Source organism: Allosphingosinicella sp. (genome assembly GCF_036387615.1).
Classification (GTDB): domain Bacteria; phylum Pseudomonadota; class Alphaproteobacteria; order Sphingomonadales; family Sphingomonadaceae; genus Allosphingosinicella.
In genome coordinates this window covers 20,409-42,243 of sequence record NZ_DASVTH010000034.1, presented here as the reverse complement: position 1 = coordinate 42,243, position 21,835 = coordinate 20,409, and the positions used below count along the sequence as shown (strand labels likewise).

Genomic DNA, 21,835 nt, shown 5'->3' with positions numbered 1-21,835 from the left:
GCATCAATGAAGCGGATCATCGGTGCGGCGCTGCTGGCGCTGGTCTGCGCGACGGGAGCGACGGGGCAGGAGTCATCGCCCCCGCAGGCTGCAACGCCCGCTGAGCCGGTCACGGTGATCCACGCCGGGACTTTGCTCGCGGAGCCCGGACGGTCGCCGCGCCGGGAGGCGAGCGTGATCGTACGGGGGCGCCGGATCGCCGAGGTCCGCAACGGTTACGTCAACATCCCCGGCGCGCGTGTCGTCGACCTTCGCGATCACACGGTCATGCCGGGGCTGATGGACATGCACGTCCACTTCCGCGGCAGCCTCGACGACCGCATCCAGGCACGGCTCCAGGCCAGCAGCCGTGATTACGAAGACGCGGCCTTCACGGCGCAGATGCACGCCAAGCGGACCTTGCTGGCGGGCTTCACGACGGTGCGGGACCTCGGCAACGATCCGCGCCTCGTCACTACGCTGCGCGACGCGATCGAGGGCGGCATGTTCCCCGGGCCGACCATCGTCGCGGCGGGAACCGGCATCTCCGTATCGGGCGGCCATGGCGATCCCCGCAACGGCCAGAACCGGGACCTTGCCGACATCGCAGCCCAGCGGGACATCAACACTTGCAACGGCCCCGACGATTGCCGCCGCGCCGTGCGCAACCAGATCTCGTTCGGCGTCGACGTGATCAAGATTGCGGCGAGCGGCGGCGTGCTGTCCAACGTGCCGGGCGGGCTGGCCCAGCAGATGATGGACGACGAGATCAGGGCGGTGGTGCAGACGGCGCGCAGCTTCGGCCGCCGGGTCGCCGCGCACGCTCATGGAGCCGACGGGGTCAATGCCGCGCTCAAGGCCGGCGTCAATTCGATCGAGCACGGCACCTTCACCAATGACGAAACCTTCCGGCTCTACAAGCAGAGCGGCGCTTACTACGTGCCGACCTTGCTCGCCCCCGCCGCGGCGCTGGCCGACGGCCGCCGGGGAGCGCTGACGCCCGCTCAGTACCAGAAGGCGCAGGAGGCAGCGGGTAACGCCGAGAAGAGCTTCGCCCGCGCCGTTCGGGAGGGCGTCAGGATCGCGTTTGGGACCGATGCGGGTGTCGCCCGCCACGGCGACAACGCCCAGGAGTTCGCCCTCATGGTGCGCAACGGGATGACCCCCGCAGCGGCGATCCGCTCCGCGACCGTCGACGCCGCTGCGCTGATCGACCGATCGAACAGCGTCGGCACGATCGCGCCAGGCAAGGACGCCGACATCGTGGCCGTTCGCGGCGACCCGCTCGCCGACGTCCGCCTGCTTGAAAACATGCAGTTCGTGATGAAGCACGGCCGCGTCCACAAGCTCGGCGGGGAGCGCCAACTCACCGAGGTGGACTGAACGGGGTGACTAGCGGCCCGACGCTCGGGAGCCCTCGGCTGCTCCTGCGCCCGCACGGGATCGAAGATTTCGGAGCGCTTCACGGGCTCACCCTTGCGCCGGAGACACGGGCGTTCCTGAGCGGAGAGCCCAGTCGCGAGGAAAGCTACAAGCGCCTGCTCACTTCGGTCGCGAGCTGGCACCTGTTCGGCTATGGCACATTCGCGGTGCTCGAGCGGGGAAGCGGCGATTACATCGGCAATTGCGGCCTGTTCCGCCTGGAGCGGGACCTCGACCCGCCTTTCGAGGGCGAACCGGAGGCCGGCTGGATAATCGCCCAGCAGCATTGGGGCCGCGGCTATGCAGGTGAGGCGATGCGGGCAGTGCTCGCCTGGTTCGATGCCAATCTGGGCATTCGGCGAACGGTGTGCATGATCTCCACGGGCAACGCGGCTTCCGTAAGCGTCGCCGCCAGGCTCGGCTACGAGCCGATCGGCCTGTCGCGCTACAAGGGCGGTGATGAGCTGATGCGCTACGCTCGAGAAGTATAGCCTCAGCCGGCCCCGGCGCGCTCGATGTCGGCGCCGACGGCCTGCAGCTTCTCCTCCAGCCGCTCATAGCCGCGGTCGAGGTGGTAGACGCGGTTGACCTCGGTCTGGCCTTCGGCGGCGAGGCCGGCGAGGACAAGGCTCATCGAGGCGCGCAGGTCGGTCGCCATGACCGGAGCCCCGTGCAGCTTCTCGACGCCCCGGACCACGGCGGAGCGGCCGCGCACCTCGATATCCGCGCCCATCCGGTTGAGCTCGGGCACGTGCATGTAGCGGTTCTCGAAAATCGTTTCGGTGAGCAGGCTGGTGCCGTTGGCGAGGCTCAGCATAGCCATGAACTGGGCCTGCATGTCGGTAGGAAAGGCCGGAAAGGGCGCGGTGGCCAGCGACAGCGGCTTGATGCCGCCATCCGCGCTGACCCTGATCCCGCTGGCCGTGTCCTCGATGATCGCGCCGGCATCCTGCAGGCCGGAGAAGATCGACGGCATCGTCTCCTTGCGCGCGCCGACCAGCTCCAGGCTGCCGCCGGTGATCATCGCCGCGCAGGCATAGCTGCCGGCCTCGATTCGATCGGGCATGACGGCGTAAGTGGCGCCGTGAAGCTCGTCGACGCCTTCGATCGTCAGCGTGTCGGTGCGCAGACCGTCGATCTTCGCGCCCATCGCGATCAGGCATTTGGCGAGATCGGTGATCTCCGGCTCGCGCGCCGCATTCTCGATCACGGTGGTGCCCTTGGCGAGCACCGCCGCCATCAGCGCGTTTTCCGTGGCGCCGACGGAGACGATCGGGAACCGAATCTCGCCCCCGCGGAGGCCGCCGGGCGGCGCCTTGGCCTTGACATAGCCGGCCGCGATTTCGAGCTCCGCGCCGAGCGCCTCCAGCGCCTTCAGGTGCAGGTCGACCGGGCGCATGCCGATCGCGCAGCCGCCTGGCAGCGACACCGTGGCCTCTCCCGCGCGCGCCACCAGCGGCCCGAGCACCAGGATCGAGGCGCGCATCTTGCGGACGATATCGTAGGGGGCGACCGTTGAGGCGATGTTGGACGCGCGCAGCGTCATCACCCGGCCGAATTCGTCGGGCTTGGAGCCTTCCACAGTGATCGAGACGCCGAGCTGGTTGAGCAGATGCCCGAAGCCGTCCACGTCCGCGAGCCGCGGCAGGTTGCGCAGCGTAAGCGGCTCGTCCGTGAGCAGGGCGCAAGGAAGCAGCGTCAGCGCGGCATTCTTGGCGCCCGAAATCGGGATGCGGCCCTTGAGCGGCTTGCCGCCGGTGATGATGATGCGATCCATGTCGAGTTCTTAAGACTTTAGCTGATCCGCGCAAGCGGCCCTTCGGGACGGGCCTTCGCCAAGCTCAGTCCCTCCTCAGGATGAGCGAAACAAAGCCAAACCGCTCACCCTGAGGAGCCGCTGAGCTTGTCGAAGCGGCGTCTCGAAGGGCGCCGGACCTCAGGCCTTTTCCAGCGTGCATTGCAGCGGGTGCTGGTTCTCCCGCGCGAAATCGATGACCTGCTGCACCTTGGTCTCGGCGACTTCGTAGCTGAAGATGCCGCACACCCCGACGCCGCGCTGATGGACGTGAAGCATCACCCGCGTCGCATCCTCGATGTCCATCTTGAAGATGCTCTGCAGGACCAGCACGACGAACTCCATCGGCGTGTAATCGTCGTTCAGCATCAGCACCTTGTAGGGCGAAGGCGTCTTCGTGCGGGTGCGCGTGCGGGTGGCGACGCCAAGGCCCGGTCCGCCCTCGTCGTCCTTGCGGTCCCCGGCAGCCGTGATGGGCAAATCAGTCGTCGACATGGCAGCGCCTAAATATGACATCCGCTTACCGTGCGGCAAGAGTCAGGCGTGGTTTACGCGCCAGAAACCGAAGTGTTTCGACCGTGAGAGTTGGTGACCCCTACGGGAATCGAACCCGTGTTTCAGCCGTGAAAGGGCCGCGTCCTAGACCGCTAGACGAAGGGGCCGGCTAGCGCGGCCGCACTTAGGCAAGGGCGGGCAGGGGGTCAACCCGTCCTCAGTCGGCCCAGGCCGCGTCCTCCAGGTGCAACTCGGCTGCGGGCCGGTCTCCCCAGTCGTCGCGCTTGATGCGGCCGGCGACCCACAATTTGCGGTGCGTCGGCGCAGCCAGCATCTCGGCGCCCAGCGTGCTTTGCGCCATTCGAAAGGCGATCGCCTTGATGCGCCGGCCGTCATCGCCCGCCACGATCACGCGAAGGTGGCCGTTGCCGACCACGTCCGCCTTGATGATCCGGACCGGGCCGGCCGCGATCCGCGGCGCCGGCCAGCCCGCGCCGTATGGGCCGCCCGCCTCCAGCGCGTCGCAAAGGTCCGGGCAGACGCCGCCGGGCGCGAGTACCGCATCAAGCAGCAGCGCCTGGCCGCCGCGGCTTCGGGCGATGTCGGCGGCAAGCCGCTCTTCCAGGAAGTCGGACAAGGCCTCGATCCTATCGCGCTGCACCGTGAGCCCCGCGGCCATAGCGTGCCCGCCTCCAGCGACGAGAAGACCGCTTTCCTTCGCTGCCAGCACCGCGGCGCCAAGATCCACGCCACTGATCGAGCGGCCCGAGCCCTTGCCGGTGCCGTCTTCGCCGATCGCCACCACGATCGCGGGGCGGCCGAGCTTTTCCTTGAGGCGGCCTGCGACGATCCCGATCACGCCGGGATGCCAGCCCTCGCCCGAGACCACAGCGACCGAACGCTCGCCCTGCGCCTTGCAGATTGTCTCGGCGGCCTCGCAGACCGAAGCCTCGATGCCGCGCCGCTCCTCGTTCAACCGGTCGAGCTCGGCTGCGATCACTTGGGCCTCGGCCGGGTCCTCGCTGGTGAGCAGCCGCACGCCCAGGTCCGACTTGCCGACACGCCCGCCGGCATTGATGCGCGGCCCAAGCGCGAAGCCGAGATCGGTGCAGCTCGGCGCCTTGGTCAGCCGCGCCGCGGCGATGAGGGCCGAAAGACCGACATTGCGCCCCGCCGCCATGACCTTGAGCCCCTGCGTCACGAATGCGCGGTTGAGCCCGCGCAGCTGCGCGACATCCGCCACCGTGCCCAGCGCGACGAGATCGAGCAGGTCTACGAGCCGCGGCTCCGGACGGCTCGCGAAGAAGCCGCGCGCCCGCAACGTCCGGAGCAAGGCAGCCCCCAGCAGGAAGCACACGCCGACGGCGGCGAGGTGGCCATGCGCGGCGGCCTCGTCGGCCTCGTCGAGCCGGTTCGGGTTGACCAGCGCCAGGGCGGCAGGGAGCGCCGTGGCGCATTGGTGGTGATCGACCACCAGGACGTCGACTCCGGCCGCGCGAGCGGCCGCGAGGGCCTCGAAAGCCTGCGCCCCGCAATCCACCGTGACGATCAGGCTCGCTCCGCCCTGTGCGATCCGGACCAGAGCCTCGCCGGACGGACCATAGCCCTCCATCAGCCGGTCGGGGATATAGGCTTGCGGGTCGCAGCCGAGCTGGCGCAGCAGGCGGATCATCAAGGCCGCGGAGGTCGCGCCGTCGACATCGTAATCGCCGAAGATCGTGACCGCCTCGCGCGCCTCGACCGCATCGGCGAGCCGCTCGGCCGCCCGGTCCATGTCGCGGAAGATCGAAGGATCCGGCATGAAGCCGCGGATCGTCGGCGCGCGGTGACGCTCCAGCTCGTCGCGAATGACGCCGCGGGCGAGCAGCAGCTGATCGGTCAGGTCGTCCGGCCGGAAACCCGCATCGCTGCCGTCCGCCGAACCACCGCGCCAACGCCAGGGCTGGCCGAGGATCGAGCGTTCCACGCCGAGCACGAGGCTTGAGGTCATCAGCATCAGTCCAGCCTAGAGCAGCGGAGTCCTGCCGGGAATCCGGTATCGACGTGTAGCAGGTGAATTCCGTTGAGTTTTCCATCGTCATGCCGGACTTGATCCGGCATCCACCTTCTTCTCGACGCAAGTAAGGTGGACGGCGGATCAAGTCCGGGGCGACGAGATGGGGTCAGGGCCCGAGATAATGCCGGACATGGTTTCTCTCGCCCAGGCGCGGCGGATCGCGCTGGCGGCGCAGGGCTTCGGTGCGCCGCGCCCGGCGGGCCGGATCGACGCCGGGCACCTGCGCCGCGTGCTCGCTCGGGTGCAGCTGCTTCAGATCGACAGCGTCAACGTGCTCTCGCGGGCGCATTACCTGCCGCTCTTCTCGCGGCTCGGAGCATATCCGCGCGAACTGCTCGATCGCGCCGCGTGGGGTCGGCCGCGGCAGCTGTTCGAATATTGGGCGCACGAAGCCTCGCTGCTCCCGCTCGAACTGCACCCCCTGCTGCGCTGGCGGATGGAACGCGCCGCCCGCGGCGAAGGCATGTGGACGCGGCTCCGCGCCTTTGCAGGCGAGCGAAGAGGCGAGGCGGAAGCGGTCCTGCGCCGGATCGAAGCGCAAGGCCCGCTGGCGGCTTCGGATTTCGAGGGCGCCAGGGGCCGGAGCGGCTGGTGGGAGTGGAGCGATGCGAAGGCGGCGCTCGAATGGCTGTTCTGGTCCGGCCGGATCACCGCCAGCACCCGGCGAAACAGCTTCGAGCGCGTTTATGATCTCGCGGAGCGCGTCATCCCCGCGCACATCCTGTCCGCTCCGACGCCGCCCAAGCAGGACGCGCAACGTGCGCTGCTGGAGCGAAGCGCCCGCGCGCTCGGGATCGCGACCGCGGCGGATTTGCGTGACTATTTCCGCCTCAAGCCCGAAGCGACGCCGCGCCTCGACGAACTCGTCGAGGAGGGCAGGCTGCGCCGCGTCTCGGTCCAGGGCTGGCGGCAGCCCGCCTATCTTCACGCTGAAGCCAGGCTCCCGCGCCGCGTTCGCACGGCCGCCCTGCTCGCCCCATTCGATCCGCTGATCTGGGAGCGCGCCCGTGCCGAGCGCCTGTTCGGCTTCCATTATCGGATCGGCATCTACACGCCCGCGGAGAAGCGCGTGCATGGCTATTACGTGCTGCCCTTCCTGCTCGATGAGGCGATCGTCGCCCGCGCGGACTTGAAGGCCGACCGGCAAGCGGGCCTGCTCCGCGTCCAGAGCGCCTGGGGCGAGCCCGGCGCGCCGCCTGAGAGCGCCGAGCGGCTGGCGGCGGAGCTGGAGTTGATGGCGGGGTGGCTCGGTCTCGGCGGTGTGCATGTCGAGCCTCGGGGCGATCTCCACGAGCAGTTAAGGGCCGCCGTTGGCCCCCTCTCCCCAGCGGGGAGAGGGTTGGGGTGAGGGGCTCGGCGTTCGTCAACCTGCGTTGAACTACTCGCCGCCACCCAGCCGAAGCTCACTCAATATCGTCTCCAGCACACCGTCCGCATTACCGAGCACATCATGGTTCCAGAATCTGATCACCCGAAATCCGGCCGCTTCGATAGCGCGCGTCCGCTCCGCATCCAGTTCAGCCCTATGCTGCCCCCCATCCAATTCCACCACCAGCTTCGCCCGGCGACACGCGAGGTCGGCCACATGATCGCCAATCGGAAACTGCTCGACAAACTTGTATCCGCCAAGCTGGCGATCCCGCAAACTCGACCATAGCCGTAGCTCCGCTTCCGTACGCTCCCTTCGCAGCTTGCGCGCGACAGAAGTCAGGCGCTTTCTCGCCACCTCGGAGCCCCCTCACCCAACCCTCTCCCCACTGGGGAGAGGGCTTCATTCTCGAGCTTCCTGAGGGCCCATGATGCCGCTTCGGCGACCACCGGGTCCGGATCGACCGAGAGCTCTTGCAAGCGCGGAACGTATCCCGAGTTCCCACTATTCCCCGCAGCGATCGCCGCATTACGCACCATTCGGTCGCGCCCGATCCGCTTGATCGGCGAACCGGCGAAGACCTGCCGGAAGCCGGCGTCGTCCAGTGCGAGCAGATCGGCCAAGGCAGGCGCGACGAGCTCGGCGCGGGGAAGAAAAGCTTGGTTGCGCCGCGCGGCGTCGGCGAAGCGGTTCCATGGGCAGACCGCCAGGCAATCGTCGCAGCCATAGATGCGGTTGCCGATCGCTTCCCGCAATTCGAGCGGGATCGGGCCTTTATGCTCGATGGTCAGGTAGGAGATGCAGCGCCGTGCATCGAGCCGGAACGGAGCGGGGAAGGCGCCTGTCGGGCACGCGTCCAGGCACGCGGTGCAGGAGCCGCAATGGACGCGGTGCTGGCTGTCCTCCTCCAGCGTGTCCGCGCCCAGGTCCAGCGTGGTGTAGATCGCGCCGAGGAACAGCCAGCTGCCGTCCTTGCGACTGACCAGATTGGTGTGCTTGCCCTGCCAGCCGAGCCCCGCCGCTTCGGCGAGCGGCTTTTCCATCACGGGCGCCGTGTCGACGAACACCTTGAGCTCGCATCCCGCCTCGGCCACGAGCCAGCGCGCGAGCGCCTTCAGCGCCTTCTTGACGGTGTCGTGATAGTCCGCGCCTTGCGCATAGACGGAGATGCGGCCGTGATCCGGCTCACCGGCGAGCGCGAGCGGATCGCGGCCGGGCGCGTAGCTCATGCCTAGGGAGATGACGGAGCGCACCTCCGGCCAAAGCGCGGCCGGCGAGCCGCGCCGCTCGGCCGTTTCCGCCATCCAGATCATGTCTCCGTGTGCGCCATCCTCGAGCCACGCGCGCAGCCGCTCGGCCGTTTTCGGAGTCGCGTCGGCCCGCGCGACCCCTACGGCCGCGAAGCCCAGCGCACGGGCTTCCGCTTCCAGTCGTTCGCGAAGCTTGCTTGTCGTCACCACGAGCGGGCGCTACCACTTTGCAACTCTATGGGGGACAGAGAAAAAGTGGGTGGGCTCGCGATCGAAGCCAAGGGGCTGCGCAAGGCTTTCGACGGCAAGCCGGCGGTGGACGGCATCGACATCGCCGTACCGGAGGGCAGCATCTACGGCGTGCTCGGCCCGAACGGGGCCGGGAAGACGACGACGCTGCGCATGCTGCTCGGCATCATCGATCCGGACGAGGGCGAGCGGACACTGCTCGGCCATGCTCGTCCGCTCGATGCCGCGCATATCGTCGGCTACCTGCCCGAGGAGCGCGGCCTCTACCCCGCCATGACCACGCGCGACGCGATTGCATTCATGGGCGCGCTCCGCGGCCTGCCGCTCGACGTCGGCAAGAAGCGCGCCGAGGGGATGCTGCGCGACAACGGCCTTGGCGATTATGTGGCCAAGCCGATCAAGAGCCTGTCCAAGGGCATGGCGCAGACCGTGCAGCTGTTCGGCACGATCGTGCACCGCCCGAAGCTGATCGTGCTCGACGAGCCCTTCTCCGGCCTCGACGCGATCAACCAGGGCCGGCTCGAGCAACTGATCCGCGCCGAGGCCGCGGCGGGCGCGACCATCGTCTTCTCGACGCACGTCATCGCCCACGCCGAGCGGCTGTGCGAGCGGATCGCGATCATCGCCGGCGGCCGTATCCGCTTCGAAGGCAGCGTCGCCGAAGCGCGCGACCGCCTGCGGCCCCAGGTGCGGCTGCGCACGCGGGCGGTGGACGGCCCGTGGCGCGCCGCCCTGCCGCGCGAGGCGAGCTATGAGGGCGAGGTCTGGCATTTCGAGCTGCCCGCAATCGGCATCGAGCCGCTGCTGCGCGCGCTGATCGACGGGGGCGCCGGAATCGAGGAACTCTCGATCGAGCGGCCGGGCCTGCACGACGCCTTCGTCGCCATCGCCGGCGAGGCCGCCGCCCGCCAGATGGATCGGGACGCCGAGCCCGAGCTGGAGGCCGCCTGAGGTGAGCAACCTGTTCCGATCCGCTTTCGTGATCGCCCGCCGAGATTTCGTCGCGACCGTCTGGACCAAATATTTCCTGGCCTTCCTGTTCGCGCCTTTGCTCATCATCGGCGTGTCGATCCTGTTCGGGCGGCTGACGGAACAGATGGCCCGCCAGGATACCCGCGCGAACATCGCGGTGATCGCCTCGCCCGCCGAGTTCGATGCGCTGGTCGCCTCGCGCGAGCGCGTGCAGGCGAGCTTCGGCGAGGATGGCCTGCCCGAACTGGTCCGCGCCGAGCCCGACTATGTGATCGACGCCCAGGTCCGCGAGCTTCTCGCGTCGCGCGACAAGAAGATCCTCGCGGTCCTGACGGGGGGGCTGGCGAGGCCCAAGCTGACCGGCGACATCAACGAGGAAGGCCGCATCCGCGCCCAGATGACCTTGATCGTCAACGATGCTCTTCGCGCCCGCCAAGGTGCGCAATCGCTCACGGTCGGCTTCGAAAAAGTGTCGGAATCGGCAGGTTCGGTCGCCTCGCTGCGCGCTCTCACCGCGCGCGCGGGGCAGTTGCTGCTGTTCATGGTCACCGTTTTGCTCGCCGGCATGCTGCTCTCGAACCTGGTCGAGGAGAAATCCAACAAGGTGATCGAAGTCCTCGCCGCCGCCATCCCGGTCGACGCCATCTTCCTTGGTAAGCTGTTCGCGATGCTGGCCGTGTCGCTGGTCGGCATCACCGTCTGGGCCGCCTTCGCCGGCATGGGCCTCCTGCTCCTCCCTTCGGAAGGCGGCGGAGGGGGGCTTCCTACACCCGCGGTAGGGTGGCCGATTTTCGTGGCTCTGGTTGTCGTCTACTATGCTGCAAATTACCTGCTGCTCGGCGCGCTTTTCCTCGGCATCGGCTCCCAAGCCGCTTCCGTGCGCGAGGTGCAGATCCTGTCGATGCCGGTGACGGTCGGCCAGATGCTGATCTTCCTGTTCGCCTCGGCCGCCGTCGGCCCGTTCAACAGCCCGATCGGCATCGCCGCCGCGGTGTTCCCGTTCAGCTCCCCGCTCGCGATGATCGCCCGCGCCGCTCAAACGCCCGAGCTCTGGCCGCACCTGCTGGCGCTCGCTTGGCAGGCGCTGTGGGTCTGGCTCACGATCAAGATCACGGCGAGCCTGTTCCGGCGCAACGTGATGAAGTCCGGCACACCGGGGAGCGCGCGCCCGAAATGGCGGCTCCGCAGGAGCTGAGCGCCGTCGAAGCTTCAGTCCCGTCGATCGAGTCGCCAGGGCGGGAAGCGGCGGTTCTCGCCGGCGCTGTACAGGCAGATCGGGTTGCCCGCCGGATCACGCAGCCGCGCCTCGCGCCATAGCCAGGGCTGATCCTGCGGCATGCTGTCGATGGCGAGCCCGGCTGCCTCGAGGCGCTGGACCAGCCGGTCAAGATCGTTCGCTTCGAAGTAGATGACGGTCGCGCCCGCAAAGGCACGTTCGTCCAGATGCAATGACAAGGTCGCCCCGCCGGGGCATTCGAAGCGGGCATAACGGGGTGGCGCGTCGACGATTTGGCTGAGGCCAAGTGTCCGGTAGAAGCGAGTGCTGGCCTCGTAATCAGCGGTGGGCAATGTAAGCTGGTTCAAGACAGGTTCATCACCGAGCGGAGCGTCGAGGCGAACGGCTTGCTGTCCCATCGGGCCGTGTCCGCGACCGAAGCCGGGAGCCTCGCGGAGCGAGATTCGGACGAAAGTACGGCCGGCCTCAACTGCCCGAGGCAGATCCCAGCCCCGCGCCAGGTAAGTCGCGATTGCGCTGGCGAGCGTGCAACCGGTTCCGTGCGTCTGCTTTGTCTCGATGCGGGCGGCGCGCCAATGATGCTCGTTACCCGCTTCGTCGAACAGCCAGTCTTCTACCTCGTGAGTTTGGCCCTCCGCCAGCTGATGGCCGCCTTTGACGAGCAAGGCGCGGCATCTTGTCCGATCCATGACCGCTTCCACGGACATGTCCCGATCGGTTCGGCCGCGTATCTCCATCCCTGAAAGTGCCGACAGTTCCGGCTCATTGGGAGTGACCACCGATGCGATCGCAATCAGCCGCTGGAACGCCGCGATCGTGGCTTCGTCCGCCAACACGGAACCGCTGCTCGCGATCATCACGGGATCGAACACGATCGGAATGTCGAGGCCGCCCAGACGATCCGCGACCGCCTCGGCCGTTTCGGCCGAGCCGATCATCCCGATTTTTACCGCATCCGCGCCGATGTCGCCCAGCACGGCGTCGATCTGTTTCAGCACCATCTCGGCAGGCACCGGCATGACCGCGTCAACGCCAAGAGTGTTTTGGGCGGTGATGGCGGTGATCGCCGTCATGGCGTGGCCGCCGAGCATGGTGACGGTCTTGATGTCGGCCTGAATGCCGGCGCCACCGCCCGAATCCGAGCCTGCAATGATCAGGATGCGCGGGACGCTCAATTCCGGAACCGCCGCTCCGTCGAGCCGGGGTAGCGCTCCAGCAATGCTTCGGCTCGGGCCGGGCGTCGCACGAGCCCGCCGCCGCAATTTGGGCAGGTGCCTTTCAACTCTGCTGCGCAATCATTGCAGAAGGTGCACTCGAACGAGCAGATGCTCGCCGCCTCATTGCCGGGCGGCAGGTCTCGGCCGCACCGTTCGCAGTCGGGCCGCATCTCCAGCATCAGGCGGCCGCCTTTACCGCTTCGCAAATCTGATCGACCACTTGCGCGACCAGCCCTTCATCCTCGCCTTCGGCCATGACCCGGATGAGCGGCTCGGTGCCCGACTTGCGGATCACCAGCCGGCCGCTTCCCGACAGCCGCGCCTCGGCATCAGCGATCGCCGCCTGCACCGGCTGCGTGTCGAGCGGGGCACCGCCCTGGAAGCGCACGTTCTTGAGGAGCTGAGGCAGCGGATCGAACAGATGGAGGAGTTCGCTTGCCGCCCGCCCGGTCACGACCAGTTCGGCAAGCACCTGCAGGGCTGCAACCAGCCCATCGCCCGTCGTGGCATAGTCGCTGAGGATGATGTGGCCCGACTGCTCGCCGCCGACATTGAAGCCCTTGGCGCGCATCGTCTCGAGCACGTACCGATCCCCGACCTTGGTCCGCTCGAGCGTCAGGTCTTGGCTTTGCAAATACCGTTCGAGGCCGAGGTTCGACATTACCGTCGCGACAATGCCGCCGCCGTGGAGCAGCCCGTGCCGCTTCCAGCCGGTGGCGATCAGCGCCATCAGCTGGTCTCCGTCCACCACGCGCCCGGTCTCGTCGACTACGATCAGCCGGTCGGCGTCGCCGTCTAGCGCAATCCCCACATCGGCGCCGGTCTCCACGACCTTGCGCTGCAGCAGCGCGGTATCGGTCGAACCGCAGCCATCATTGATATTGAGGCCGTTGGGGCTCACTCCGATCGCCACCACGTCCGCGCCAAGTTCCCAGAGCGCGGCCGGGGCGACCTGGTAGGCGGCGCCATTGGCGCAATCCACCACCACCTTGACGCCGTCGAGGCGCAGATGCTCGGGGAAGGTGAGCTTGGCGGCGTGGATGTAGCGCCCACGCGCATCCTCGATCTTGCGGGCGCGGCCGATCTCGGAAGCCGGGGCAAGCTTCGGCTCCGCTTCCAGAAGGGCCTCGATCGCAAGCTCGTCCGCATCCGTGAGCTTGTACCCGTCCGGCCCGAACAGCTTGATGCCGTTGTCTTGATAGGGGTTGTGGCTGGCCGAGATCATCACGCCCAGATCCGCGCGCATCGAACGGGCGAGCAAGGCGACAGCCGGCGTCGGCATCGGCCCGACCATCACCACATCCATGCCGACGCTGGTGAAGCCGGAGATGAGGGCCGATTCCATCATGTAGCCGGACAGGCGCGTGTCCTTGCCGACCACGACACGGTGGCGGTGCTGCCCACGCAGGAAATGAGCGCCTGCGGCCTGGCCGACCTTCTGCGCCATCGCCGCCGTCATCGGCATCTGGTTGGTCAGCCCGCGAATCCCGTCGGTGCCGAAAAACTTGCGCGTCATCGTTCCTGCCCGCTTCATTTTCTCTTGCCGATCACCGGCTGGTTCCCGACAGGCTGATAGCTTGTTGATTTGAAAAGGGCGAGCATGTCGCAGGCTACCCGCATCCTTCTCGCGCTCGTCGCCGGGCTGGCGCTCGGCATTGCGGCGGCCGCAATCGCGCCCGACTTCGGGATGGCCGCCGCCAACGTGGCGGACCCGATCGGCACGCTCTGGCTGAACGGCCTGCGCATGACGGTGGTCCCGCTCCTCATCGCGTTGCTCGTCACCGGGATCGCGCAAACCGCCGAGGCCGCCAAGGCCGGTGCGATCGCGGGCCGTGCGACCGTCTGGATCATCTCCTTGATGACCTTGTCCGCCATTGTCGGGGCGGTGTTCACGCCGTTGTTCCTGTCGCTGGCTCCGATGCCCGTGGAATCCGCGGCTGCGCTCCGCGCGGCGCTCACCAACACGGGTCCCGTCGCCGATGTGCCGCCATTCGCGGACTTCCTGCGCTCGATCGTGCCGACCAATGTAATCGCGGCGGCGTCGAGCGATGCGATCCTGCCGCTGATCATCTTCACCGCCACGTTTGCATTCGCCGTAACCCGGCTTCCGGCAGACACCCGCGTTGCCTTGACTGGCTTCTTCAGCGCGCTCGCCGATGCGATGATCATTGTCGTCGAGTGGGTGCTGAAGCTCGCGCCGATCGGCGTCTTCGCGCTCGCCTTCGTCGTCGGCGCGCGTTCGGGCGCGGCGGCGTTCGGAGCGGTCATCCACTATATTCTGACGGTTGCCGCCGTCGGCGGGATCATGGCGCTGCTCGCCTATGTGCTCGCCGTGGTCGGCGGGCGGGTGCCGTTCGGCCGCTTCGCACAGGCCATTGCGCCTGTGCAGGCGCTGGCCGTCAGCACGCAGTCTTCGCTCGCCTGCCTTCCGATCATGCTCAAGAAATCGGAGCAGCTCGGCGTGCCTGAGCGGACCGCCGGAATCGTACTGCCGCTGGCGGTGGCCCTCCTTCGCGCGACCGGCCCCGCCATGAACCTGGCGGTCGCGCTTTACGTGGCGAGCTGGTTCGGGGTGGAAGTCGGGCCCGCGCAATATGCATTCGCGATCCTGGCGGCCGTGCTCACCTCTATGGGCGCGGTCAGCCTGCCGGGGCAGGTGAGCTTCGTCACCTCGATCGCGCCGATCTGCCTCATCCTGGGCGCTCCGGTCGAGGCGCTTGCCATCCTAATTGCGGTGGAAGTGCTGCCGGACATCATGCGCACGGTTGGCAACGTCATGATGGATGTGGCGGTGACGACCACGGTCAGTCGCCAGGCCGGCGAGACCCAGGAGACGAGCCAAGACCCCGCCACCCGCAGCGGAGGCGGGAGCCTCGATCCAGCAACCTAGGAACGGACCGGGCTGCGGCAGGTTTTGCGCTCGAACCAAGCAAGGATTCGAACGATCGGCCAATCTGAGCAAAACCGCGCGGGCGCGCTCTCCTCGGGCCCGACCTATGCTCCGCTGGACCCGGAAAGCCTGAACAGCGCGCTTCAGCGGAACATCCATGCGCTGCAGGAACGGCGCCGCGCCGAAGCCGCTGCGGCTTCCACCCAGGAGAAGATCGCCGGCGCGATCACCCGCTTCGGCGGCAGCATGCGCTTCGTCTATGTCCATCTTGCTGTTTACGGCTTCTGGATCACTGGCAATCTCGGCTGGATCCCCGGCTTGCCTGCCTGGGACCCGACCTTCGTCGTGCTGGCGATGATCGCCTCCGTCGAGGCGATTTTCCTGTCTACCTTCATCCTGATCACACAGAATCGAATGGCTGCGCTCGCCGAGCGGCGGGCGGAGCTCGACCTGCAGATCAGCCTGCTGTCCGAGCACGAAGTAACCAAGCTGGTGACCATGGTGGACGCGATCAGCAAGCATCTGGGCGTCCGACATGACGCGGGCGAGGTCGAGGAGCTCAAGCGTAACGTCGCGCCCGAAGCCGTGCTCGACGCGATCGAAATTACCGAGCAGCAATCGTGAGCGTCCCTTTGCGGCACAGCCGGCACGGATGCTTCCGCCTGCGCACTCTCGGTGATAAGGTAAGCGTATGAGAAGCTTGTCCGCCGATGCAGCGATCGTCGCCGGCCCCAGCCTCGCCGCGTCCGGCGCGGCGATCTGGGCCGCCGAACGGCTGTTCGCGCTGGCGGCGGAACGGGGCGGGGAGCTTCCCCCTCTCCTGTTGCTCCCGACGATGATGGCGATCGCCTTCGCGCTGACTTGGGGCAGCTATTATGTCTTTGTCGGACTGCTTGCCTATCGTGCGCTATCGACCAGCAATGCCCTGGTGCTGCTGCTGGTCGTGGTTGCATTGCTGACGGTGCTTGCCTTGTTGAACCGACCCGAGCTGTCGGTGCCGATCCTGGCTTCGGCTGCCGGTGCGGCGCTGGCCTTGCGCCTGGTGCGGCTTAGGCCTCGGCGTCAGTTTAGTCCCAGTTAGATACACCGCTTTCAAGGGTGCCGATTTACCACGAATAGGACTGCCCTCGCCCCGCCGACCGTGAGATTGAGAGTTGGGGAGGCGAGGCCGCGAACAGAGGATTGAGACCGAGATGGCGCTGTTTGATCTGACCAAGTTCCTGAAGCGCCGCGCCTCGCCGGGCAACGCCGCGAACAACATGCCGCGGGAAGTCATCTACATCCCGAGCAAATACGGCGATGTCGAAGCGGTCAACCGCTGGGGCGACCAGTGGCTGATCAGCTACCCCTGGGAGACGCAGGAGTTTTTCGGATCCAAGGAATCGGTCAAATCCGAAATGAGCCGCCGCATCGAAGACCGCTATGCGGCCGAGAAGAAGGTGCCCCCCACCGTCATCTACATCCCGACGGGCAGCGGCGACGCGCGGGCGACGCATCTTTCGATCAACAAATGGCGCATCGAATATCCCTGGGCGGTCGACGATTTCACCGGAAACATGAATGCGGTTCGCAAGGAAATGAAGCGCCGCATCATCGAGCATTACACCGCGCGGCCTGAGGCGGCGGAGTAGATACCTCGTTACCCCAGGCAATGCCGGGTTTCGGACCGCTCGAAGCGCAGCGTTCTTCACCCGCTGAGGCGTCAACCTGCGCCGGCGCACGTTCTGCTAGATCAGCCCAAGCCAGCCCGGCAGCGAGACTTGTGGCGCGTGAAGGCTCGTCACCGCCAGCCACAGCACGAACCCGCCGACGATCGCGATCCAGCTTGGAAGCGCGTCTCTCCACTTCGCCCGGCCGCTCAGCAACGCACCGAACGGGATGAAGGACGTGCGCGCCTGCCATTGGCTCCAATCGGTCAGCAGCGCTCGCTTCTTGCGATCCTGGCCGATCGAGCCGGCCACCGCGAGCACCAGGATGCCGGCGGCCACGATCAGGTTCCGCAAGCTGCCATAGACGGCAATATGGGTCAGCGCCCACAGGATGAAGCTCCAGTTCATCGGGTGGCGTGTGATCGCGTAGACTCCGCGGGCCGGAGCTTTTGCCAGCTTGGCCGCGCCTGGATGCGGGAAGGCGGGGTTGCGGATCAGCGAGCCGATCAGAAGGATGCTCGCAACCAGCATGATCAGCGAGGCTGCTGTCCAGGCCGGATCGGGCGCGGTCCACAGCGGCCACGCATCGGCGCTCTGATAGGCCCAGATCATCCATCCAAGCGTGGCGAACGCGACCAGCGAATAGAGCAGGCTGAACCCGGCCTCACCGAGCTGTCCGACCAGCCGCATCCGTAACGGATGCGACATGGCCAGATGAGTTCCGACAAAGGCGATCGTCCCCAGCGCCAGGAGGACGAGGCCGCTCACCGCGGGTCGTAAGCGGGCGGAAGCTGGTCCTGTCGCAGGTTGAGGTAGCGGTCGCGCAGCTTGGTCTGGCGGGTGTCGAGCGGCTGCTGGACGCCGTCGATCATCACCATCTGCGGAATCGAAGTTGTGTCGAGCGGGTCGCCGTCCCAGATCACGACGTCGGCGCGGCGGCCGGCGCGCAGCGAGCCAAGCTCGCCGCCCAGTCCCATCACCTCGGCCGGCCGGGAGGTGATCGCCGCGAGCGCCTCGCCCCAACTGAGCCCAGTTGCCCCCGGCACCTTGGTCAGGGCGACCAGATTGCCTGCATTCTGCCGCGAGACCCGAACCATCCGGGTTTCGTCCTCGTTGATCGTGCCCATTGCAACGTTGATCCCTGCGGCCCGCATGCGTCCGAAATTGGACTGGGTCGCGGCCAGCTGCTCGAAGGCGGCGGGTAGATCGACCAGTGCGTTGGCGATGACGGGGACGCCGGAAGCCGCGATCTCGCGCGCCACGGTCCAGCCCTCGGTCGCGCCGACCAGCACCATGCGAAGATTGGGGAACTCGCGCTTCAGCCCGAGCACCTGCAGGATGTCGCTCGCCCGCTCGACATGCACGAGCAGCAACTGCCTCCCGGTCAGCACCGGCACCAGAGCGGCCGCATCGAAACGGGTCAGCAGCACGTCCTCGCCGCGATTGACGTTCGCGCCGAGCATCTGGTTGTCGGGTCCGGGTACCTCCTCGAGCGGGAGGTCGCGCTGGTCGGACGCGCGCGCCTGCCGCGGCCCCGCGCTGCCCCCCGAGATGCCGGTGGATGTGCGGCTGACCGCGCCGGCTTCACGAAGGGCGTTGCGGAACAGCACGTGCGTCGAGGCGCGGCTGCCGCCTGCTTCCTCCGCGCCCTGCTCGCCGAACTCGACGAACTGAAAGGCGCGGGCGCGCGTGATCGGCTGCATGTCGGCGCCAAGGTCGATGATCGCACCCTGGCCGGCGAAGATGCTCCTCGCGGTCGCGGGGGCCACCACCGCGCGAGTGATCCCGCTCGCCCGGCTGATCGAGACCGCGGCGGCGCGCGGATTGATCGCCGGAGCCACGTCGATGGCGGCGCTGAACGGTCCGCTATTGGCCTGGACATCGTTCGTCGACTCGACGGCGTCGACCTCGGCCAGACCGACCCGCGAGAAGCCAGCGATCATGCCGGGGGTTACCCACTTACCGGTTGCATCCACCACCTGCGCTCCGGCCGGAACGGCGATCCCGCGACCAGCCGCAACGATGCGCCCGTCCCGGATCACCACCGTCCCGCCTTCGATCGGATCGGAACCGTCGCCGATCGCCACCGTGCCGCCGGTAATCGCGATCGTCTGGGCGAGCGCAGGGGCTGCCGAGAAGCCCAGTGTCAATGCGGTTGCTGCTGCGAGAAACGCCTTCACTTCACATCTCCTTCGCCCGGTTGGCCGAGCTCGAAGTCGCTGACGGGCCGGCGCCGCGGATCGTTGGCGTCATACATGAGCGCGCCGTCGATCCAGACGCGCTCGGGGCGCGTGTAGACGGAGAGCGGGTTGCCGTTCCACAGCACCACGTCCGCCATCTTGCCGGGCCGAAGGCTTCCGGTGCGTTCGGCAATGCCGAGCGCCTTGGCCGGGTTCAAGCTGAGCCAGGTCCAGGCCACCTCGTCGGAGATCTGGATGCCGGCGCGGCGCCCATAGGTCAGCGCCTTGGACGCTTCCTGGTTCAGCCGCTGGATGCCGTTGGGATCGTCGGAATGGACGATCGCGCAGGCTCCAGCATTATGGACCAGCGGGATGTTCTCGTTGATGCCGTCATAGGCTTCCATCTTGAAGCCCCACCAGTCCGCCCAGAGCGCGCCGCAGATGTTGTTCTCGCGCAGCAGGTCAGCGATCTTGTAAGCCTCGGCGCCGTGGTGGAAGGCTGAGACCTTGTAGCCGAACTCCTTCGACATATCGATGATGTTGGCCATCTCGTCCGCGCGATAGCAGTGGTTCTGGACCAGGATCTTGCCGTCGAGCACGCCGCGCAACGTATCGAGAGCGAGATCGCGGGACGGCTGCTCGCCGCCGCTTGCCTCGTACTTGTCCCACTTGCGGTCATATTCCTGCGCCCGGGCCCAAGTCTGGCGCATCAGGGCGACGTTGGCCATGCGGCTCGCCGGCATCTGGTTGCGCCCGCCATAGACGCGCTTCGGATTCTCGCCGCACGCCATCTTGAGCGAATGCGGCGCGCCGGGGAACTTCATCCCCTGCATCGTGCGGGCATAGACGTTCTTCAGCGTCACGCCGCGGCCGCCGAACAGGTTCGCGGAGCCCGGCAGGACGTGAAGGCTGGTGACCCCGCCATTGGCGAGCGCGCGCGCGAAACCGGGATCCTGCGGCCAGATACTATGCTCGGCCCAGACTTCCGGGCGGACAGGGCCTGTCACCTCATTGCCGTCGGAATGCGCCTCGACGCCTGGGGAGGGATAATTGCCGAGGTGGCTGTGGATATCGATGATCCCGGGCGTCACCCACTTGCCGGCAGCGTCGATCCGAGTCGCGCCTTGCGGAATGGCCGTATCCGGCCCGCCGACCGCTTGGACTTTGCCGTCCGCCAGCACGACCGTGCCGTTCGCAATCCGGTTGCCCTCGCCGTCATAGACGGTCGCGCCGGTGATCGCCGTGACCACGCCGGGATAGGCACGGTAGGTCGACGGGAAAGCCTCGGGCGCCCGGCGGGGCGGCGTCGGCTTGTTCGCTGCCGGTTTGGCCGAGGCTGTCTGTGGTGGTTCTCGTTCGGCTTGGGTGCAGGCAGCAACAAGCGCGGCTCCGCAGAGCCCCGCCAGGAGTCGGAATGTCATCAGGAGCGTGCCTCTCCGGGCTTGAGTTCACCTTGGGTTCGGGTGCCGGGCGCAATCGGCTCGGCCAACTGAGTCTCGCCGGCCATGGCGTGGTCGGCATCCTTGAGTGTGTCGAGGTGCATCAGCCGCTTCACCAGCGGCGATATCACGAGCACGCCGACGCCGACCGCAACCGAGATCCAGCCGATCTGGCTGTAAACGCCGAGCACGACTTCCTTGGCGGCGCCTTCGCCTGTGCCGTGTTCCGATCCGGTGGCGGCGGAGATCAGACCCGCGGCGAAGTTGCCGGTCGCCGATGCGAAGAACCAGGTCCCCATGATCAGGCTCGCCATGTGGGCGGGCGCGAGGCGGTTCATCGCCGACAGGCCCACCGGGGACAGGCAGAGTTCGCCTGTCGTGTGCAGGAGATAAAGAAGGAAGATGAAGAGCACCGGAGTCGGAACCTCGACGCCCACCGCATTCGCGCCCGCGACCAGCACCAGGAACCCGGCGCCGAGTTGCATCAGCGCAAACCCGAACTTGGCTGGTGCGGAGGGCTCGAGTCCGCGGCGGCCGAGGGCGGTCCAGAGCCATGCAAACACCGGCGCGAAGATGATGATGTAGGCCGGATTGATCGACTGGAAGACCGAGGCGGGCACGCCGCCGCGATCGACGTAGCGGTCAGTGAACAGGTTGATCGACGATCCGGCCTGCTCGAACAGCGCCCAGAACAGGATCGAGCCGACGATCAGCAGCATCGCGGCGAAGATGCGGTCGCGATCTTCCCGGTCCAGCTTGGCGACCGCCGTGTAGAGGACATACGCCACCAGCAGGCCGCCGGCGATGCCGAGCAGGCTGCCGACAAGCTCCTGATACTGGATCAACGCCCATACGACGAAGACCGCGAGAACGCCAACCAGGTACAGCAGCCATTCGAACTTCAGCCCCATGACCGGCTGGCGCAGGCGCGCCGGATCGCGCGGTTCGCCCCGACCCATCAGCAGAGGCTTGCCCCACATGAAGACGAGCAGGCCGAGCAGCATGCCGAAGCCGGCCGCTCCGAATCCATATCCCCAGCCGTAGGTTTCGCCGAGATAGCCGGCGACCAGCGTGCCGATGAAGGCGCCGAGATTAATGCCCATGTAGAAGATGGTGTAGGCGCCGTCGCGCCGCACGTCGGTGCGCGGATAGAGCTGGCCTACGATGACCGAGATGTTGGCCTTGAGGAAGCCGGAGCCGACGATGATGAACGCAAGGGCCAGCCAGAATATGTTCAAGGCCGGGTCGTTCTGGTGGCCGGATCCATTGCCCTCGAACGCCATGAAGAAGTGGCCGAGCGTCAGCAGGACGGCGCCGAACAGCACCGCTTTGCGCTGCCCCAGATATCGGTCGGCAAGATAACCGCCGATCACCGGCGTGATGTAAACCAGCGCCGTGTACGCGCCGTAGATGATGGAGGCGTCGCCGTCCGAGTAAAGCCAGTGCTTGGTGAGGTACAGGATCAGCAGCGCCCGCATCCCGTAATAGGAAAAGCGCTCCCACATTTCGGCGAAGAACAGCACGAAAAGGCCGCGCGGGTGGCCGAGAATGGTCCTTCCTTCCTCGGCCGCATAAGGACTGGTCGCCACTGGCACTCTCCCAAGCAGATGGGCCGCTGCTGACAGGCGACCTCGTT

Annotated in this window: 21 protein-coding genes and 1 tRNA gene; 9 read left to right on the top strand and 13 right to left on the bottom strand. The window is 67.1% G+C overall.

Annotated features, from left to right (window positions below; genetic code table 11):
- The first annotated feature begins 6 nt into the window (after nt 1–6).
- Complete coding sequence (locus VF631_RS06925) at nt 7–1,362, top strand: amidohydrolase family protein (protein ID WP_431849549.1); 1,356 nt, start codon at nt 7–9, stop codon at nt 1,360–1,362.
- 5 nt (nt 1,363–1,367) lie between these two features.
- Nucleotides 1,368–1,892, top strand: a complete 525-nt coding sequence (locus tag VF631_RS06920; RefSeq protein WP_431849548.1) for a GNAT family N-acetyltransferase — start codon at nt 1,368–1,370, stop codon at nt 1,890–1,892.
- A gap of 2 nt (nt 1,893–1,894) precedes the next feature.
- Here the strand turns inward: VF631_RS06920 and murA are convergent, their stop codons facing one another.
- From murA to recJ, 4 genes are all read right to left on the bottom strand, one after another.
- Nucleotides 1,895–3,178 carry a UDP-N-acetylglucosamine 1-carboxyvinyltransferase gene (murA, locus tag VF631_RS06915; protein WP_431849547.1) on the bottom strand — a complete coding sequence of 428 codons (1,284 nt, stop codon included), beginning with the start codon at nt 3,176–3,178 and terminating at the stop codon, nt 1,895–1,897.
- Between the two features lie 159 nt (nt 3,179–3,337).
- Nucleotides 3,338–3,691, bottom strand: coding sequence for an ATP-dependent Clp protease adapter ClpS (gene clpS / locus VF631_RS06910; protein ID WP_431849546.1), 354 nt, complete (start codon nt 3,689–3,691; stop codon nt 3,338–3,340).
- A gap of 91 nt (nt 3,692–3,782) precedes the next feature.
- Nucleotides 3,783–3,858: transfer RNA gene (locus tag VF631_RS06905), tRNA-Glu, on the bottom strand.
- Nucleotides 3,859–3,908: 50 nt separating this feature from the next.
- Entirely contained in the window at nt 3,909–5,681 is a 1,773-nt protein-coding gene (gene recJ / locus VF631_RS06900) for a single-stranded-DNA-specific exonuclease RecJ (protein ID WP_431849607.1), read from the bottom strand.
- Nucleotides 5,682–5,877: 196 nt separating this feature from the next.
- Between recJ and VF631_RS06895 the strand changes: the two genes are divergently transcribed.
- Nucleotides 5,878–7,095, top strand: a complete 1,218-nt coding sequence (locus VF631_RS06895) for a winged helix-turn-helix domain-containing protein (RefSeq protein ID WP_431849545.1) — start codon at nt 5,878–5,880, stop codon at nt 7,093–7,095.
- 30 nt (nt 7,096–7,125) lie between these two features.
- Here VF631_RS06895 and VF631_RS06890 read toward each other — a convergent pair whose 3' ends face one another.
- Entirely contained in the window at nt 7,126–7,473 is a 348-nt protein-coding gene (locus VF631_RS06890; protein ID WP_431849544.1) for an endonuclease domain-containing protein, read from the bottom strand.
- Nucleotides 7,455–8,573, bottom strand: a complete 1,119-nt coding sequence (gene queG / locus VF631_RS06885) for a tRNA epoxyqueuosine(34) reductase QueG (protein ID WP_431849543.1) — start codon at nt 8,571–8,573, stop codon at nt 7,455–7,457. Before queG ends, VF631_RS06890 begins: the two co-directional genes overlap by 19 nt.
- A 30-nt stretch (nt 8,574–8,603) precedes the next feature.
- Here queG and VF631_RS06880 point away from each other — a divergent pair, with 30 nt between their 5' ends.
- Both VF631_RS06880 and VF631_RS06875 read left to right on the top strand, forming a co-directional pair.
- Nucleotides 8,604–9,566 carry an ABC transporter ATP-binding protein gene (locus VF631_RS06880; RefSeq protein WP_431849542.1) on the top strand — a complete coding sequence of 321 codons (963 nt, stop codon included), beginning with the start codon at nt 8,604–8,606 and terminating at the stop codon, nt 9,564–9,566.
- 1 nt (nt 9,567) lies between these two features.
- Nucleotides 9,568–10,782 (top strand): ABC transporter permease, encoded by a 1,215-nt coding sequence (locus VF631_RS06875; protein WP_431849541.1) that lies wholly within the window; start codon nt 9,568–9,570, stop codon nt 10,780–10,782.
- Between the two features lie 14 nt (nt 10,783–10,796).
- On the opposite strand, the gene thiD is transcribed toward VF631_RS06875, so the two are convergent.
- Genes thiD through glmM form a run of 3 tightly spaced genes read right to left on the bottom strand, consistent with a single transcriptional unit; the run spans nt 10,797 to nt 13,557 of the window.
- Nucleotides 10,797–11,999, bottom strand: a complete 1,203-nt coding sequence (gene thiD, locus VF631_RS06870) for a bifunctional hydroxymethylpyrimidine kinase/phosphomethylpyrimidine kinase (protein WP_431849540.1) — start codon at nt 11,997–11,999, stop codon at nt 10,797–10,799.
- Nucleotides 11,996–12,220: a DUF1272 domain-containing protein gene (locus tag VF631_RS06865; RefSeq protein WP_431849539.1), complete on the bottom strand. Its 225-nt coding sequence runs from the start codon at nt 12,218–12,220 to the stop codon at nt 11,996–11,998. Before VF631_RS06865 ends, thiD begins: the two co-directional genes overlap by 4 nt.
- A complete protein-coding gene (glmM, locus tag VF631_RS06860; RefSeq protein WP_431849538.1) occupies nt 12,220–13,557 on the bottom strand; it encodes a phosphoglucosamine mutase in 1,338 nt (445 codons plus the stop codon). The genes VF631_RS06865 and glmM overlap by 1 nt, the downstream gene beginning before the upstream one ends.
- 84 nt (nt 13,558–13,641) lie before the next feature.
- Between glmM and VF631_RS06855 the strand changes: the two genes are divergently transcribed.
- The 4 genes from VF631_RS06855 to VF631_RS06840 all read left to right on the top strand — a co-directional run bounded on the left by VF631_RS06855 (nt 13,642) and on the right by VF631_RS06840 (nt 16,562).
- A complete protein-coding gene (locus VF631_RS06855; protein WP_431849537.1) occupies nt 13,642–14,931 on the top strand; it encodes a dicarboxylate/amino acid:cation symporter in 1,290 nt (429 codons plus the stop codon).
- 24 nt (nt 14,932–14,955) lie between these two features.
- Nucleotides 14,956–15,555 carry a DUF1003 domain-containing protein gene (locus VF631_RS06850; RefSeq protein ID WP_431849536.1) on the top strand — a complete coding sequence of 200 codons (600 nt, stop codon included), beginning with the start codon at nt 14,956–14,958 and terminating at the stop codon, nt 15,553–15,555.
- Between the two features lie 67 nt (nt 15,556–15,622).
- Nucleotides 15,623–16,012: a hypothetical protein gene (locus VF631_RS06845; protein ID WP_431849535.1), complete on the top strand. Its 390-nt coding sequence runs from the start codon at nt 15,623–15,625 to the stop codon at nt 16,010–16,012.
- 112 nt (nt 16,013–16,124) lie between these two features.
- Complete coding sequence (locus VF631_RS06840; RefSeq protein ID WP_431849534.1) at nt 16,125–16,562, top strand: hypothetical protein; 438 nt, start codon at nt 16,125–16,127, stop codon at nt 16,560–16,562.
- A 96-nt stretch (nt 16,563–16,658) separates the two neighbouring features.
- On the opposite strand, the gene VF631_RS06835 is transcribed toward VF631_RS06840, so the two are convergent.
- From VF631_RS06835 to VF631_RS06820, 4 genes are read right to left on the bottom strand one after another with little or no spacing between them, the layout of a single operon-like run.
- Nucleotides 16,659–17,348: an NnrU family protein gene (locus VF631_RS06835; protein ID WP_431849533.1), complete on the bottom strand. Its 690-nt coding sequence runs from the start codon at nt 17,346–17,348 to the stop codon at nt 16,659–16,661.
- Nucleotides 17,345–18,760: an amidohydrolase family protein gene (locus VF631_RS06830; protein ID WP_431849532.1), complete on the bottom strand. Its 1,416-nt coding sequence runs from the start codon at nt 18,758–18,760 to the stop codon at nt 17,345–17,347. Before VF631_RS06830 ends, VF631_RS06835 begins: the two co-directional genes overlap by 4 nt.
- Nucleotides 18,757–20,181, bottom strand: coding sequence for an amidohydrolase (locus VF631_RS06825; protein ID WP_431849531.1), 1,425 nt, complete (start codon nt 20,179–20,181; stop codon nt 18,757–18,759). The genes VF631_RS06830 and VF631_RS06825 overlap by 4 nt, the downstream gene beginning before the upstream one ends.
- Complete coding sequence (locus VF631_RS06820; RefSeq protein WP_431849530.1) at nt 20,181–21,788, bottom strand: peptide MFS transporter; 1,608 nt, start codon at nt 21,786–21,788, stop codon at nt 20,181–20,183. The genes VF631_RS06825 and VF631_RS06820 overlap by 1 nt, the downstream gene beginning before the upstream one ends.
- Nucleotides 21,789–21,835 lie beyond the last annotated feature (47 nt).

Coding starts and splice junctions, on each gene's coding strand:
- VF631_RS06925 (WP_431849549.1), top strand. CDS start 7: ATGAAGCGGATCATCGGTGCGGCGCTGCTGGCGCTGGTCTGCGCGACG.
- murA (WP_431849547.1), bottom strand. CDS start 3,178: ATGGATCGCATCATCATCACCGGCGGCAAGCCGCTCAAGGGCCGCATC.
- clpS (WP_431849546.1), bottom strand. CDS start 3,691: ATGTCGACGACTGATTTGCCCATCACGGCTGCCGGGGACCGCAAGGAC.
- recJ (WP_431849607.1), bottom strand. CDS start 5,681: ATGACCTCAAGCCTCGTGCTCGGCGTGGAACGCTCGATCCTCGGCCAG.
- VF631_RS06895 (WP_431849545.1), top strand. CDS start 5,878: ATGGTTTCTCTCGCCCAGGCGCGGCGGATCGCGCTGGCGGCGCAGGGC.
- VF631_RS06880 (WP_431849542.1), top strand. CDS start 8,604: ATGGGGGACAGAGAAAAAGTGGGTGGGCTCGCGATCGAAGCCAAGGGG.
- VF631_RS06865 (WP_431849539.1), bottom strand. CDS start 12,220: ATGCTGGAGATGCGGCCCGACTGCGAACGGTGCGGCCGAGACCTGCCG.
- glmM (WP_431849538.1), bottom strand. CDS start 13,557: ATGACGCGCAAGTTTTTCGGCACCGACGGGATTCGCGGGCTGACCAAC.
- VF631_RS06855 (WP_431849537.1), top strand. CDS start 13,642: ATGTCGCAGGCTACCCGCATCCTTCTCGCGCTCGTCGCCGGGCTGGCG.
- VF631_RS06845 (WP_431849535.1), top strand. CDS start 15,623: ATGAGAAGCTTGTCCGCCGATGCAGCGATCGTCGCCGGCCCCAGCCTC.
- VF631_RS06840 (WP_431849534.1), top strand. CDS start 16,125: ATGGCGCTGTTTGATCTGACCAAGTTCCTGAAGCGCCGCGCCTCGCCG.
- VF631_RS06825 (WP_431849531.1), bottom strand. CDS start 20,181: ATGACATTCCGACTCCTGGCGGGGCTCTGCGGAGCCGCGCTTGTTGCT.